This window comes from Stenotrophomonas sp. SAU14A_NAIMI4_5 (genome assembly GCF_003086795.1).
In the GTDB taxonomy this organism is placed as follows: Bacteria; Pseudomonadota; Gammaproteobacteria; order Xanthomonadales; family Xanthomonadaceae; genus Stenotrophomonas.
Map to the genome: position 1 here is coordinate 3,272,766 of NZ_CP026003.1, position 14,567 is coordinate 3,287,332.

The 14,567-nt window shown below is 64.9% G+C and carries 17 protein-coding genes; 7 read left to right on the top strand and 10 right to left on the bottom strand.

Annotated features, from left to right (window positions below; genetic code table 11):
* Positions 1–4: 4 nt before the first annotated feature.
* The gene (locus C1925_RS15250; protein ID WP_216821973.1) at positions 5–889 is read right to left on the bottom strand and encodes a DUF6602 domain-containing protein; all 885 of its coding nucleotides are present in this window, start codon (positions 887–889) and stop codon (positions 5–7) included.
* Positions 890–1,082: 193 nt separating this feature from the next.
* Between C1925_RS15250 and C1925_RS15255 the strand changes: the two genes are divergently transcribed.
* Together C1925_RS15255 and C1925_RS15260 are read left to right on the top strand one after the other, a co-directional pair.
* Positions 1,083–2,039, top strand: a complete 957-nt coding sequence (locus C1925_RS15255) for a L,D-transpeptidase (protein WP_108769621.1) — start codon at positions 1,083–1,085, stop codon at positions 2,037–2,039.
* A 4-nt stretch (positions 2,040–2,043) separates the two neighbouring features.
* Positions 2,044–2,673: a M23 family metallopeptidase gene (locus tag C1925_RS15260; protein WP_108769622.1), complete on the top strand. Its 630-nt coding sequence runs from the start codon at positions 2,044–2,046 to the stop codon at positions 2,671–2,673.
* A gap of 20 nt (positions 2,674–2,693) precedes the next feature.
* On the opposite strand, the gene C1925_RS15265 is transcribed toward C1925_RS15260, so the two are convergent.
* The 4 genes from C1925_RS15265 to C1925_RS15280 all read right to left on the bottom strand — a co-directional run bounded on the left by C1925_RS15265 (position 2,694) and on the right by C1925_RS15280 (position 4,936).
* On the bottom strand, positions 2,694–3,101 hold the full coding sequence (locus tag C1925_RS15265) for a hypothetical protein (protein WP_108769623.1): 408 nt from the start codon (positions 3,099–3,101) through the stop codon (positions 2,694–2,696).
* On the bottom strand, positions 3,064–3,717 hold the full coding sequence (locus tag C1925_RS15270; RefSeq protein ID WP_216821974.1) for a nucleotidyltransferase domain-containing protein: 654 nt from the start codon (positions 3,715–3,717) through the stop codon (positions 3,064–3,066). Before C1925_RS15270 ends, C1925_RS15265 begins: the two co-directional genes overlap by 38 nt.
* Before the next feature lie 63 nt (positions 3,718–3,780).
* The gene (locus C1925_RS15275) at positions 3,781–4,425 is read right to left on the bottom strand and encodes a hypothetical protein (RefSeq protein WP_108769625.1); all 645 of its coding nucleotides are present in this window, start codon (positions 4,423–4,425) and stop codon (positions 3,781–3,783) included.
* A 154-nt stretch (positions 4,426–4,579) separates the two neighbouring features.
* A complete protein-coding gene (locus tag C1925_RS15280) occupies positions 4,580–4,936 on the bottom strand; it encodes a hypothetical protein (RefSeq protein ID WP_108769626.1) in 357 nt (118 codons plus the stop codon).
* Between the two features lie 829 nt (positions 4,937–5,765).
* Here C1925_RS15280 and C1925_RS21365 point away from each other — a divergent pair.
* Positions 5,766–6,803 (top strand): RHS repeat-associated core domain-containing protein, encoded by a 1,038-nt coding sequence (locus C1925_RS21365; protein ID WP_254051332.1) that lies wholly within the window; start codon positions 5,766–5,768, stop codon positions 6,801–6,803.
* Positions 6,800–7,237, top strand: a complete 438-nt coding sequence (locus tag C1925_RS15290; protein WP_108769627.1) for a hypothetical protein — start codon at positions 6,800–6,802, stop codon at positions 7,235–7,237. The genes C1925_RS21365 and C1925_RS15290 overlap by 4 nt, the downstream gene beginning before the upstream one ends.
* Before the next feature lie 184 nt (positions 7,238–7,421).
* Here the strand turns inward: C1925_RS15290 and C1925_RS15295 are convergent, their stop codons facing one another.
* The 4 genes from C1925_RS15295 to hflK form a co-directional block, all read right to left on the bottom strand.
* Complete coding sequence (locus C1925_RS15295) at positions 7,422–8,714, bottom strand: adenylosuccinate synthase (RefSeq protein WP_108769628.1); 1,293 nt, start codon at positions 8,712–8,714, stop codon at positions 7,422–7,424.
* A 293-nt stretch (positions 8,715–9,007) separates the two neighbouring features.
* Positions 9,008–9,193 (bottom strand): DUF2065 family protein, encoded by a 186-nt coding sequence (locus C1925_RS15300; protein ID WP_079222788.1) that lies wholly within the window; start codon positions 9,191–9,193, stop codon positions 9,008–9,010.
* 70 nt (positions 9,194–9,263) lie between these two features.
* Positions 9,264–10,127, bottom strand: coding sequence for a protease modulator HflC (locus tag C1925_RS15305; protein WP_108769629.1), 864 nt, complete (start codon positions 10,125–10,127; stop codon positions 9,264–9,266).
* Positions 10,124–11,257 (bottom strand): FtsH protease activity modulator HflK, encoded by a 1,134-nt coding sequence (gene hflK / locus C1925_RS15310; protein WP_108769630.1) that lies wholly within the window; start codon positions 11,255–11,257, stop codon positions 10,124–10,126. The genes C1925_RS15305 and hflK overlap by 4 nt, the downstream gene beginning before the upstream one ends.
* Before the next feature lie 152 nt (positions 11,258–11,409).
* On the opposite strand from hflK, the gene C1925_RS15315 reads away from it, so the two are divergent.
* Positions 11,410–12,405: a YhdH/YhfP family quinone oxidoreductase gene (locus tag C1925_RS15315; protein WP_108769631.1), complete on the top strand. Its 996-nt coding sequence runs from the start codon at positions 11,410–11,412 to the stop codon at positions 12,403–12,405.
* A gap of 88 nt (positions 12,406–12,493) precedes the next feature.
* Positions 12,494–12,865, top strand: a complete 372-nt coding sequence (pilH, locus tag C1925_RS15320) for a twitching motility response regulator PilH (RefSeq protein ID WP_005410644.1) — start codon at positions 12,494–12,496, stop codon at positions 12,863–12,865.
* 87 nt (positions 12,866–12,952) lie between these two features.
* Here pilH and C1925_RS15325 read toward each other — a convergent pair whose 3' ends face one another.
* Positions 12,953–13,846: a DnaJ C-terminal domain-containing protein gene (locus C1925_RS15325; RefSeq protein WP_108769632.1), complete on the bottom strand. Its 894-nt coding sequence runs from the start codon at positions 13,844–13,846 to the stop codon at positions 12,953–12,955.
* A 226-nt stretch (positions 13,847–14,072) separates the two neighbouring features.
* On the opposite strand from C1925_RS15325, the gene C1925_RS15330 reads away from it, so the two are divergent.
* The gene (locus C1925_RS15330; protein WP_108769633.1) at positions 14,073–14,555 is read left to right on the top strand and encodes a peroxiredoxin; all 483 of its coding nucleotides are present in this window, start codon (positions 14,073–14,075) and stop codon (positions 14,553–14,555) included.
* Positions 14,556–14,567: the final 12 nt, after the last annotated feature.

Sequence of the window (14,567 nt, forward strand, 5' to 3'; positions counted from 1 at the left end):
CCCATCACCTCAGTGCGGCGTAGTCGATCTGTTCTTCGACGCCATGGTTGCCGGATTCGAACGCGGTGTACCCAGGCCGCTTTCCTCGCCCTCGACTTCCCTCGTAGTAGACGCTCAGGATTCCACTGAGCAGGAACTGCAGCGCCAGGTGCGCATCCTTCTTGTCTGGATGCTTGAATCGCTGAAAGCGGGCTTTGCCGGCACCCGCACCAGCTGGTCTCCGCTTTGTAATACTCCAGCTTCCCAGAGCTCCCACGAATCCCACCATCTCATCAAACTTCAGATCGCTGATCGGTGAGTAGGCATCCTTGATTCTGCTCATGGCCTTTTCACCATCGGCGGCCATCGAGTCACAGGCGCGCATTCCAACCAGAGCCAGAAATGGGCCTCGAATGGCGGTACCCGCGTGATCCTCCAAACTGCACAACTGCGCAACATCGCGAAGCGTCTTCAATTGCTTCGTAACATCGGCAGGCCGCAAATGCTTCTTCACCGATACGACGGCTACGACACCCTCTGGAAGCACGATGGCAGTGTCATTGAATCGCTGGAATGTGGGATACCGCTCCGAGTCGTACACCACAATATCCAATTGCGTTGAATGCTTGTCGTCCTGGCCTTGGCGACTGGCATCGTGGGTTCCAGTTATGACGGCAGGGCGAAGAATGAATCCATTCAGAATCTCCAGTCCTTTCGGGAGATGGCGCTTTAGACAGGATGTGATCAGTGCTTCCACATAGCGGCCATCCTCGCCGTGATTCGCAGACCCAATTCCTGTAGCAGAAGGCATCAGGCGTTCGAAATTGGTATAGGTGTCCAGCAAAGCTGCTACTTCTGCGGACCAGTAGCTCCGTAGGCGAGATCCATCCATCACTGCCGCGTGGGTCATGAGGAACTCCATTCAAGATGACACCCGTACATCGGCCCAGCGCGGAAAAGCTTGAGCCCCGTAGCCGTTAGATGCCTCGACAAACCCGTGGGCTCTTTGCGGAAGCGGCTCTTTGCGTACTTGTGACTGCGTCTTCACGGTTGCTGCGCAGCACTTTTTGTCAAGGTGGAGGAAAATTCAGCAGGAGCTATTGATGGCATTCCGGTGTGTCGTTCCCTTCGTCCTGATCTTGGCCCTATCACCGGCGTTTGCCCAAAACCCAGCCGCCAACCTGCCCGCGCCCATCGCCGAACGCGCGGGACCAGACATCGCCGCACGCTCGCCACTGCACGCGCAAGTCCTGCTGGATCGCGCCAATTTCTCGTCCGGCCAGATCGACGGCGAGGTGGGCAGCAACCAGCGCCGCGCCGTGTCCGGCTTCCAGGCCGCGCACGGGCTGACCGTCACCGGCGAACTGGACGATGCCACCTGGAATGCATTGCAGGCCGATGCCAACGCACCGCTGGCCAGCTACACGTTGACCGCCGAGGACGTGGCCGGTCCATTCCAGCCGGTGCCGAAGGGGCCCGCCGCACAGGCCAAGCTGAAGGCGCTGGGCTACGGCAGCGTGGAAGAGTCGCTAGGCGAGCGCTTTCATGCCTCGCCCGAGCTGTTGAAGGCGCTCAACCCCGACGTCGACCTGGGCAAGGCCGGCAGCCGCATCCAGGTGCCGAACATTGCGCCGGCACCGCTGCCGAAGGCAGCGAAGGTGGTGGTCGACAAATCCGATTCCACCCTGCAGCTGCTCGATGCAGCGGGCAAGGTGATCGCGCAGGTGCCGGTGTCGTCGGGCAGCCAGCATGATCCGCTGCCAATCGGTGAATGGAAGATCCTCGGCGTGTACCGCGACCCGCCCTTCCACTACAACCCGAAGCTGTTCTGGGATGCGCGCAAGGGCGAGAAAAAGGCCACGCTGCCGCCGGGCCCGAACAATCCCGTGGGCCGGGTCTGGATCGACCTGTCCAAGCCGCATTACGGCCTGCACGGCACGCCCGAGCCCGGCCATGTCGGCAAGACCGAATCACATGGCTGCGTGCGCATGACCAACTGGGATGCGCTGCGCGTGGCCGATGCGGTGGATGCCTCGGTACCCGTCGTGATGCAGGAGTGAGGCGATGCGTCTTTCGCAGCTGATCTTACTGGGCGTGCTGCTGGGGCTGGGTGCCGGCTGGTGGCTGCGCCGCGATGCGGGTGAGCCGGTGGCGGTCACGCTGTCGGCTACGCAACCTGCGGCAGTGGCTGCGAAGCCGTCAGCAGCAACGCACGTGGATGCGGCGCCTCCCACGCCGCCTGCCAGCGCTGCGGATGCGCCAGCCGGCCTGCTGCTGCCGGTGCAGGGCATCCAGGCCTCGCAGCTGCGCGACACCTTCACCGATGCACGCAGCGAGGGCCGCGTGCACGATGCCATCGACATCATGGCCGACGCCGGCACGCCGGTGCTGGCGGTGGCCGATGGCGCGGTGGAAAAACTGTTCGACAGCGAGCGCGGCGGACTGACGATCTACCAGTTCGAGCCCAGCGGACGCTGGTGCTACTACTACGCCCACCTGCAGCGCTATGCCGACGGGCTGGCGGAAAAGCAGCTGATCAAGCGCGGTGAAGTGATCGGCTACGTCGGCAGCACCGGCAACGCCAGCGCCGATGCCCCGCACCTGCATTTCGAGGTACATGTGCTGGGGCCGGAGAAGCAATGGTGGAAGGGCGAATCGATCAACCCGTATCCGTTGCTGCAGGCGGGGCGCTGACGCGTTGGCACGCGCTTCGCTCAGAGGCCTGAGGCAACACGCACCGCATCACAGGCCGTGATCAGGTCTTCCACCAGGCGGCCACTGACATCGAGTTCGCCCTCGTACTCGGCGATGTTGCGCTGCTGGTGGCATTTGTCGAGCACGCGCCATACCTCCGGACCAACGCCCAGCGTGTGCTTGAGCGACTGGAACACGATGTAGCGGTTGCTGGGCCGGAACCCCTGCGCGCGAAGCGCGGCCAGGCTCAAAGCGTGCGCGGCGTTGTAGGCAAGGTCGAAACGACTTTCCAGCGACAACGTGGCATTGCGTGCGTCACGCAGCCGCGCAAGGCCCGAGCGCTGCAGCCCTTCGATCTCGCGCGGATCGGGCGGTTCAGCGGTGAGCGGTTTACCCGCCCCGACCAGATTCTGCAATGGCGAGGTCATCCTTTCCTCCAATCACCCACACCTTGGGTTGTTCGAGAACACGCTGCAAAAAGGCATTGCCCTTGCGCAGGCGATCATGCAGTTCGTCATGCGTGTACAGCGTCGGGTTCACCGGCCGTCCGAGGCGATCTTCAAGGGGATCGATGACGGCCATCAACTCAGCATAGCCCAGCGTATCGGAGACCAGCATCAGATCGATGTCGCTGTGCGCGCTGTCCGTGCGCTTGGCCACCGAACCGAAGACGAAGGCCAGTGCAATCTGGTCCTGCAACGGTTGCAACGCCTCGCGCAGCGGCTGCGCCAGACCCATGGTCTTGTGCACCAGCGCCACCAGCTCGGCATGGATGGGCGAGCCGGCAAACGCGCGATAGCGCTTCTGGTTGCCGACCTTGCGTTGCTCGACCAGGCCGCTTGCGACCAGCTTGGCCACTTCGCGCTGCACGGCGCCAGAGCCGGCACCGCTGCCGCTGATCAGCTCGGAAATACTGAAGTCACGACGATCCTGCCCGAACAGCAGGGCCAGCACCCGTTGCTGGGTCTGGGTGAACAGCGCGTCGGCCAGCCCGATGGGGCCGGTGGGAGACGCATTGGCAGCTTGAATACCCATATTGGGCATTATTGTACCCATATTGGGCATTTTGCAAGTGACCTGCCCCACCCCGCCGGGAGTGGCCCGGCGCTACCGCGCCCGAGGACGGCGTTGCCACCGCCGCAGCGCGATGCTGGCCGTCGCCAGTCCGCCACCGGCAATCAGCAGCAGCAGCGCCACCGGCTGCCAGAAGAAGAACGGCCACAGCCACAGGTAGTCCAGGTCGGTCAGCTTCAGCACGTCCATCGGCGGCAGCAGGTCCACCGAGGCCGCACGGCCGGCCAGCGCAGGGTCGACCTCCAGCACGGTCAGCCGCAGCGAGGAACGGCCACGTGGCAGTGCATCACCGCGGCCGTAGCCGAAGTACGAGGCGGCGAACCGGTCCCGCTCGACCGATTCCAGTGCGCGGCGGATCTCCGGACCGGTCGCCGCCGAGCGGGTGTCCGCGCGGAATTCGTTGTGATCGGTCGGGGTTTCCGCGCGCAGGCGCAGCTCGGGATCCACCGACGGATCGGCGCCGTCATCGGCGTAGCGCAGGCGCAGCCGCAACGGGTCGTTGATGAAGCGGTAGACCGTGACCTCGGCCGTCGCACCGGGCTGCAGCACCAGCGGCAGGGTCTGCGTGCGCGAGGCCAGGTGGTTGGCGACCGCGCCCAGCACCAGCACGATGCAGGCCAGCGTCCACAGGCTCCACAGCAGCCACAGGCTCACCCGTGCCACGGTCTCGCCCTTCATGCCGAAGTCTCCGTCATCGTGATGCATCCCTGCTGGTATTGGCCACAACGTATCGCAGAACTGCACGTGCCCCTAGTGCCGGCGCAAAGCAGCGCCTAACCTCCCCGGCACCTCGCTGGATGGCGAGGCGGGGCATCGCACCTGCGGAAGGAGGTCAGGTCGGTCTGACTTCCCTGCAGACCAGCTCGGCAAGTTCGCGGCAGGCGAAGAACAGCCCTTCGACCACGCCTTCGTCCAGGTCCCTGCGCGGCGTTGCCATGCTTGCGCAACGGTTGGCCGCATGCAGCATCTCCACCGCGGTGAGGATGCCCAGGGCTGCACGGTCGATACGCGCCAAGGACTGACGTCGTCCGTCGGACAGGTTCTCCTCCGGCCAGAGCATGCCATCGGAGCCTTCCCCATCACGGATGCGGGTGAGGCAGCCCTGGAACGTGCTGAGATCGTCAGCAGGATTGGCGTCGTCGTTGATGGGCTCAACAACATGGAACGGCGGGTTCTTGCGAGTGGTCATGGCGTCGGCTTCCGTGGCTGTGCGTGACAGCGCCACCGCATGGGAGCGGGTGGCGGGCGGTGCGGGTTGCAAACCGGTGCATAGCTATGCCGGCGGGTCCGAAGACCCCCACGCACCGCCCGCCATAGAGGCCGACGGATTGCCAGCCGGCACCGCTTCAGGACGGTGCCGGCTGGCAAGCGCTTACAGCTATGCATCGGGTTTGCACGCCCGGCCACCCTTTTTCGGTGGCGCGCCATGTTGTCTACGCCTGCACGCTCGCTTCAATGAGAAAAATACGAATGCTTCGGATGCATCGAGAGCGCAGGGCGAAGTGTTGCATGTCCGGGGAATGGTGGATGCGACAGGAAAAGGCGCGACTGTGCTGGTGCATGGGTGCGTGCAATGCGCAGTGTCGTGAACGACTCGCACTTCAGAATGGCGCGTGACGTTTATCGCTTACCAGCAGTTGTAGGCGGCGGTCGCCCGGGGAGCGTGAATGGCGTGCGGGTTGGGAGAATTTGACGTGGCTGGCCGCTGTGGCGTGCCGGAAGCGACATGTTGGTGGCTTCGGTGGTGCCAGCCATGGGCTGGCACCACCGGGGTGACCTCAACGGGGCCACCGGCAGAAAAACAAGCCTCCCTGAAGGTAGCGCAGGACTGTACTTGTCCGTGGCGGTGTCCATGTGAGAGGCAACGCAGCGCCGACCGATCGGATCGCGACACGTTCCTATCACCTCCGAACCGAGCCGCCGTTTCTGACTCATCGATCGCAACGCCCCCAACTCGTCCGCAATTTCTATGCTATGAATGCAACGCCTTGCTTTGAGGTCTTCCACGGATTGGAGAGATGGCTGACGTTTGGGAGAGCATGAACCATCGGACATTCCGCATCCGAGAGCATGAAAAGCGGATCCGGAAGCTCGGCCTAGTTGGTCCATGGTTGTTCTATGTGCTGCTGATTGGACTTGGTCTATCACCATCCGCTGCAGGCCAAACCACGGTGACGTACATCCACACTGATGCTTTGGGCTCAGTTGTGGCTGAGAGCGATGCCAACGGCAATGTGATCAAGCGCTATGACTACGAGCCGTATGGCGCAGTCGTCGGCGGTCAGGTTGACGATGGCCCGGGGTACGCGGGGCATGTAAGCGACTCGGCAACAGGGCTGAGCTACATGCAGCAGCGCTACATGGATCCACAACTAGGCGTGTTTCTGTCAGTAGATCCGGTTACGGCGTATGAGCAGCCTCTGGGGCAGTTCAATCGATACCGCTATGCGAACGGGAATCCTTACAGGTTCATCGATCCAGATGGACGTGACGCCTTGGACGCTGCACGCGGGTTTGTAGATGGCATGTCAAGCAACTTTCTTGCGATCCCGAGCCTTGCACAACAACAACAGGTGGATTGGACGCCACAGCCATTTGGAGGACTGGGCGGAAACGCAGGGAATGTTGACTACGCTATCGGCAGAGGCGCCGCCAACGCGTTGACTACTGCAATGGATGTCCTGTCTGGTGGAGCGGCCGGAGCGGGAGCTTCAGGTCGTCGTGCAGGGGCTGAAGCGCTGGCAGAGGCGCGTGCAGCGCGCAATGCCTTGGCTGGAGAGCTTGCACCCCTCAAGGGCCGGGCCCCAGCAACGGTGACTGCTGGTTACAATGTAAAAACGGGAGAAGTTGCAGCTCGCGCTTGTGGTGGAGGAACATGCGCCGAAGGGCATGTCGCAAAGGCATTGGGTGGCAACAAGGCCGACATCCGGTTTACTGAGGCAATCCGACCGAGAACGGGTGCGGAAGTTCCTGTCTGCGTAAGCTGTGAGGCAGAGTACGGCAGAGGAGCCTTCCCGAAGGAAGCCAGATTCCAGAGAGATGAATTGACAAAATGATCGCACAACAGCCCTACCCCGATGGCATTGACTGCACATGGCTGGGAGTGGATCGACGCGGTAAAATTGCGGCCTTTGTTACGGCCGGCGAAGGTGAGATTCCAACGGCACTGTTGATGCAGCCTGACGTTGACCTGCGTGACATCGAAACCCTTCTGATGCATCTGCCAGTGACAGGCAAAGTCAAATTACGCGTAAGTGTTGCTAGACCCGACGACTTTCTGGACATGGCCTGTCGCGGCCTTTACGTCTACGACTGGAGCGGCGATAAATACACGCTTGTTGCAGAGCCGGAACTCGCCATTGAGTTCTCTGGACTTGATAGCGAATTGAAGGTTGTTGCGGCACATGCCGTCTTTGATTCGGTCGAGTTTTTCAGTCAGGAAACCATTTCGGTTGGACGCATGATGGAAGTAGATCAGCCTGGCATATGAACTACAGGAGATGTCATTGAACTGCGTCGAGTGTTTGCAATTCATTCGCAGCGATTCAGCAGTTGGACTTCCATCCGAATGTGTTCCTGCCAAAAAATGAAACGCCGCGACTCCATCTGGAGTCGCGGCGCTCTTTTCCACTTGAACAATCTTGCCACCACGCCGGGCATGGCCCGGCGCTACCTCAGGCGAACGGATCCTGCAGGACCATGGTGTGGTCGCGGTCCGGGCCGGTGGAAACGATGCTGATCGGGCAACCGGCCAGCTCTTCCAGCGAACGCAGGTAGGCGCGTGCGGCCGGCGGCAGCTCGTCCCAGTTGGTGATGCCGTGGGTGTTCTCGCTCCAGCCCGGGAACTCCAGGTACACCGGGGTGCAGTCTTCCCAGCCCTGCGCGTCCAGCGGCGCGTACTCGGTGCGCTTGCCGTTGTACTCGTAGGCGATGCAGACCTTCAGCTTTTCCATGCCATCCAGCACGTCGAGCTTGGTGATGCACAGGCCGCTGATACCGTTGATGGCCACGGCGCGCTTCAGCGCGACGATGTCCATCCAGCCGCAGCGACGCGGGCGACCGGTCGAAGCACCGTACTCGGCGCCGCGGTCACGGATGCCCTGGCCGATTTCATCGTCCAGCTCGGTCGGGAACGGGCCGCCGCCGACGCGGGTCGCGTAGGCCTTGGCGATGCCCAGCACGTAGTCGATCGAATCGGCGCCGACGCCGGAACCGGCCAGCGCGCCACCGACGGTGGTGTTGGAGCTGGTGACGTACGGGTAGGTGCCATGGTCGATGTCCAGCAGGGCGCCCTGCGCGCCTTCGAACAGCACGCGCTTACCCTGCTTGCGCAGGTCGTGCAGGATGCCGGCCACGTCGGACTTCATCGGCTGCACGTATTCGCCGAAGGCCAGGGCCTCGTCGAAGGTCTTCTGGAAATCGACCGCATCGGTGTTCAGATACTTGGTCAGCACGAAGTTGTGGTAATCCAGCGCCGTGCGCAGCAGCTCTTCCAGCTGCTTGGGGTAATGCAGGTCGGCGATGCGGATGCCGCGACGCGCCACCTTGTCTTCGTAGGCCGGGCCGATGCCGCGACCGGTGGTGCCGATCGCCTTGCCGCCGGCAGCGCGTTCGCGCGCCTGGTCCAGGGCGATGTGGTACGGCATGATCAGCGGCGCGGCCGGGGAGATCTTCAGGCGCGAACGCACTTCGACGCCGGAGGCTTCCAGCTCGGCGATTTCCTTCTGCAGCGCGGCCGGCGAGATGACCACGCCGTTGCCGATCAGGCACAGCGCATCGTCACGCAGGATGCCCGACGGGATCAGGTGCAGGACGGTCTTCTTGCCATTGATGACCAGGGTGTGGCCGGCATTGTGGCCACCCTGGAAGCGCACCACGGCGCCGATTTCCTCGGTGAGCAGATCGACGATCTTGCCCTTGCCTTCATCGCCCCACTGGGCACCCAACACTACGACAGACTGACCCATGACGGGCTCCTCGATTTGTTGCGGCCATCGGGGCCGCGGACGGGTAAACCGTGGCGGGGCTGGCCAGCACCTGGATGGCGGCTCCAAACGGGGAGCGGCCGGCGATGGAAGGCCCAGACACGGAAAAATCCGAACGGGGAGGCCCGTCCGGCTTTTGTGCATTATCCGGGTTTCCGGGGTCGGGTGCCACCTTTCCGACGGACGGCTTTACCGGCCGGTCAGGCGCCTCGCCCGGTGGTGCCGGCCGCTGGCCGGCAATCCCAGGTTGCCGGCCAGCGGCCGGCACTACCCTTTCAGTGCCGTGCCCACCACAGCAGGCTCAGGCCGGCCAGCAGCACCAGGCCGCCGAAGCTGCGCAGGGCCGGGCTGGGCAGGTCCAGCAGGCGCTCGGCCATGCGCTTCCAGGCCAGCGGGGCGACGAACAGCAGCAGGCCTTCGAGCACGGCCACCAGGCAGACGGCCGCGAACAGATCTTTCATGCGGGGGGACTCCGGAAAAAACACGGGGCCCGGCATCTGGCCGGGCCCCGTGGGATCTTGCCGAACGACCTCAGCGGTCGTTCTTGAGGTACTGCAGGAACGGGTCGTTCTTGTCCAGGACGATCACGCCGTTGCCGTCGGTCATGGAGCCACGGTAGGCCTCCAGGCTGCGGTAGAATGCGTAGAACGACGGGTCGGCCGAGCCGGCCTTGCCGTAGATGCGGGCCGCATCGGCATCGCCTTCACCGCGCAGGCGCTGGGCATCGCGCTCGGCTTCGGCGATCAGCACGGTGCTGTCACGGTCGGCCTGGGCACGGATGGTCAGCGACTGCTCCTCGCCCTCGGCGCGCAGCTTGGCGGCTTCCTGCTTGCGCTGTGCGCGCATGCGCTCGTACACGTCGTTGATCACCTGGCTGTCGGTGGGCAGGTCGACCTGCTTGATGCGCAGGTCGATCATCTGCATGCCCAGCCCGGACACCGCTTCGTTGATGCCCTTCAGCTGCTCGGCGATCAGCTCGCTGCGGTCGCCGGATACCAGCTGCTGCAGGGTGCGCGAGTTGATCTGGTTGCGCAGCGAGTCGGTGATGATCGGCGCCAGGCGGGCATTGGCCACGCGCGGGTCACCACCGGTGGCACGGAAGTAGTCGCCCACGTTGGAGATGTAGCCGATGGCGAAGAAATCGACGCTGACGTCCTTCTGCTCGGCGGTGAAGTAACGCGCCGGTGCCGTGTCCAGCACCTGGAAGCGGCGGTCGAACACGCGCACGGTTTCCACCACCGGCACCTTGAAGTGCAGGCCCGGCTTGATGTCCGAACGCACCACCTTGCCCAGGTTCAGGACCATGGCGGTCTGGTCCTCACGGACCACGTACACCGAACCCAGCAGGGCCAGCAGGGCCGCCACGACGACGGCAATCCAGATAGAACTTCTCATCGGCTGCCCTCCTCACGGCCGCTCGGACGCCCGGTCGGGCGGGCCACCGGCCGGCCCGGATCACGGGAAACTTCGGTTGCGGTACCCGGCAGCGACGGCATCACCACATCCGGATTCGGCACCGGGGCCGGGGCCGAGGCGCCCGGACGGGTGTCGCCGGTCATCGGCACGTAGATCAGCTGGCGACCATCGCCACCGATCACCTTGCGGTTCTCGCTCAGCACCTGCTGGACGGTTTCCAGCCACAGGCGCTTGCGGGTCACTTCCGGGGCGTCCTTGTACTGGGCCTGCAGCAGGCTGAAGCGCTGTGCGTCACCCTCGGCCTTGGACACCACGGCCTGCTTGTAGCCTTCGGCAGTGGTACGGGCACGCGAGGCCTGGCCTCGGGCTTCCGGCACGACCTTGGCGGCGTAGGCCTGGGCTTCGTTGATCAGGCGTTCCTTGACCTGCTGGGCACCGTTGACCTCGTCGAAGGCCGGCTTGACCTCCTCCGGCGGACGGGCGTCCTGCAGGGTCAGGCCGGTCACGGTGAGGCCGGTCTTGAACGCGCGCAGCAGCGCCTGCAGGCGCTCCTCGGCGGCCACGGCCAGCGGGCCGCGGTTGTTCAGCACCGAATTGAGGTCGGCACGGCCGACTTCCTCGCGCACCGCACTCTGCGCGGACTGCTCCAGCACCTGGTCGGCGTTGAAGGTACCGAACAGGTAGGTCTGCGGGTCATCGATGCGGTACTGCACGTTGAGCGAGACGTTGACGATGTTCTCGTCGCGGGTCAGCACCGGCACCTGGATCGAGAAGGTCTTGATCTCGGTGGCATTGACCTTGGTGACCGACTCGATCGGCCACGGCAGCTTGAAGTTCGGGCCCGGGGTCAGGATCCGCGAGAACTGGCCGAAGCGCAGCACCACGCCACGCTGCTGTTCGCCGATCAGCTGGAAGCTGGAAAACAGCACCAGCAACACCACCGCCGCCGCCACCCAACGCAGGATGCCGCCATCGAACAGATCCTTCAGCGGCCCGGGCAGACCGCCCCAGCCACCACCATTGCCACCGCCACGCGACCCGAACGGCCCGCGTCGATTGTCCTCGGGGCCTTGTCCGCCCTTGTTGCCGCCGGGTGTATTCCAGGCCATGCACGCTCCATCTATATGTGGGCTGCGGCGCGGGCCCTTCCCGCGGCGCCAGCCGTGAATCTTCACCGATCATACAAGATGGGGCGGACTGGCAGGTTTGAAAGGGCCATGACCGGGTAAGGTGGCGTTTTCCTCGAAGTCAGGCAGCGCCGATGGCCCGCACCACCCCGTTCACCGCCTTCCGGATCGAAAACGACGATGCCGGCTACCGCAGCGGCCTGGTCCAGCTGGGCGTGGACGACCTCAGCCCCGGCCAGGTGCTGATCCGCGCCCACTGGTCCTCGGTCAACTACAAGGACGCCCTGGCCGGCACCGGCAAGGGCAAGATCCTGCGGCGCTTCCCGCTGGTCGGTGGCATCGACGTGGCCGGCACCGTGGTCGCCTCCAGCGACCCGGCCTGGCGCGAGGGCGACGCGGTGCTGGCCACCGGCTGCGGGCTCAGCGAGACCCGTGACGGCGGCTACAGCCAGTACGTGCGGCTTGAATCGCGCGCGGTCATCGCCCAGCCTGCCGGCCTGAGCCCGCGCGAAGCGATGGTGCTGGGCACGGCCGGCTTCACCGCCGCCCTCGCCCTGCTGCGCCTGCAGGACAACCGGTTGACCCCGGGGCACGGCCCGCTGGCGGTGACCGGCGCCACCGGCGGGGTCGGCGCGCTGGCCGTGGACATCTTCAGCCGTGCCGGTTACGACGTGCATGCGATCAGCGGCAAGCCGGAGCAGGCCGCCTTCCTGCACGACATCGGCGCCGCCGAGGTGCTGCCGCGCGAAGCACTGGCCGATACCGCGCCGCTGCAGTCTGCCCGCTTCGGCGGTGGCCTGGACAATGCCGGTGGATCGATGCTGGCCAGCCTGCTGGCGCAGACCGTGCCCTATGGCAGCGTGGTCAGTGCCGGCCTGGCCGCCAGTCCGAAACTGGACATGACGGTGATGCCGTACATCCTGCGTGGCGTGTCGCTGCTGGGCGTTTCTTCGGCCAGCGCGCCGCGCGACCTGCGCGAAGCGGTGTGGGCGCGACTGGGCGGCATGTGGAAGCCGCAGCACCTGGACCGGATCTGCACGGCCGAAGTCGGCCTGACGGACCTGCCGGGCGTGTTCGAACGGATGCTGGCCGGTGGCTCGCTCGGCCGCACGGTGGTGCGGATCGACTGAACGTCGCAGGCAGGCGACGGACGGCAGCTGCCGTGTTCCCACCCGCAATGTGCCCGCACTACACTGCGGGCATGACACGGGGAACAACATGGCACGCATTCTGATCGTCGACGACTCACCGTCGCAGCTGTTGGGGATACAGCGCATCGTCGAGAAACTCGGGCACCAGATCCTGACCGCCACCGATGGCGCGGCCGGGGTGGAAACAGCCAAGGCCGAACTGCCCGACCTGGTGCTGATGGACGTGGTGATGCCCAACCTCAATGGTTTCCAGGCCACCCGCACGCTCGCCCGCGACGAGGCGACCCGGCACATTCCGGTGATCCTGGTGACCACCAAGGACCAGGACACCGACCGCATGTGGGGCATGCGCCAGGGCGCCAAGGCCTACATCACCAAGCCGTTCTCGGAAGACGAATTGTCCGAGGTGCTGGAGCGCGTGTTCGCCGGCCAGGGCTGAGACGTTCCGGTAGTGCCGGCCGCTGGCCGGCAACCACGCATCAGCGTTCAGGGCAATGAAGTTGCCGGCCAGCGGCCGGCACTACCTTCAAATGGTTTCGCCAAAGGCCTTTGCCAGGTTCCGGTACGCCTTCTTCTGCGCCTCGTCGGTCGCCGCCGGGGCCACGATCTCCAGCTCCACGATCTGGTCGCCATCCGGGTTGCCCGGCAGGCCGCGACCGCGCAGGCGCAGCTTGCGGCCGGCATCGGAATCGGCCGGGATCTTCAGTTCCACCGCACCGCCCAGGGTCGGCACGCTGATGCTGGTGCCCAGCGCTGCCTGCCACGGGGTCACCGGCAGCGTGTAGAGGATGTTGCGGCCATCGACCTCGAACTGCGGGTGGGCGGCGTATTCCACTTCCAGCAGCAGGTTGCCGCCATGGGTGCCCTGCCCTGACAGGCGGATCACCTGGCCCGGGCGGATGCCCTTGGGCACGCGCACGTCCAGCTGCTTGCCGTTGACGGTGATGCGCAGGCTGTCGCCGCCGTAGGCCGCTTCCAGCGGCACCGACAGCTTGGCCCGGGTATCGCGGTTGGGCGCCTGGCCGTGGCTGCTGAAGCCCGGGCCGGGGCCGGCGCCCTGGCCGCCACGCTGACGCGCGAACAGGCTCTCGAAGAAATCGCTGAAGCCGCCGCCGGCACCGCCGCCGCCGAACACTTCCTCGAAATTGAAGCCACCGGCACCGCCGTAGTTCGGCGGCACGTTGAATTCCTCACCCGGGCGGTAGCCCTGCGCGCGCAGCTGGTCATAGGCCGCGCGCTTTTCCGGATCGCGCAGCGCCTCGTAGGCCTCGTTGATGGCCTTGAACTTGTCCTCGGCGCCGGCCTCCTTGCTCACATCCGGGTGGTACTTGCGCGCCAGCCGCCGGTAGGCGGTCTTGATCTCGGCCTCGCCCGCACTCGGTTCCACCCCCAGGGTGGCGTAGTAATCCTTGAATTCCATCCAGCTACCTCGTTCTGCTTCGGCCGCACCGGTGGCGCCGCCCCGGGTTCATTCTACGCGCCGGCATGCTACGCCGCTGCCTGTGCGGCGCCGGTGACGCTGGCTGATCCAGCGCAATGCGGCTGCCGTGGCCCTGCCCCAGGATGGGGTGGGCACACCCGGTTTCCAATGTCTTGACGCCACCGTCCCATCTGCCCCACTAGCCTACTCGCAGCAAGGAGTTCCCATGACCATCCACGTCGGCGACCATCTCCCGGAAGTGACCCTCAAGCGCATTGGCGAGGGCATCGAAACGCTGGACACCAGTGCGCTGTTCGAAGGACGCAAAGTGGTTCTGTTCGCCGTGCCCGGCGCCTTCACCCCTACCTGCTCCGCCCGCCATCTGCCCGGCTTCGTCGAGAAGTTCGCGGCGTTCCGCCAGCGCGGCATCGACGTGTACTGCATGGCGGTCAACGATCCGTTCGTGATGAAAGCCTGGGCCGCCGACCAGCACGTGCCCGAGGGTCTGCTGATGCTGTCCGACGGCAATGCCGAACTGACCCGTGCACTGGGCCTGGAGCTGGATGCTAGCGCCTCGGGCATGGGCATCCGTTCGCGCCGCTTCGCTCTGTACGTCGAGGACGGTGTGGTCCGTGCCGCCTGGATCGAGGCTCCCGGCCAGTTCGAGGTGTCTTCGGCCGACCATGTGCTGGAGCACCTTCCCGTTTGATCCCCCCCGCTT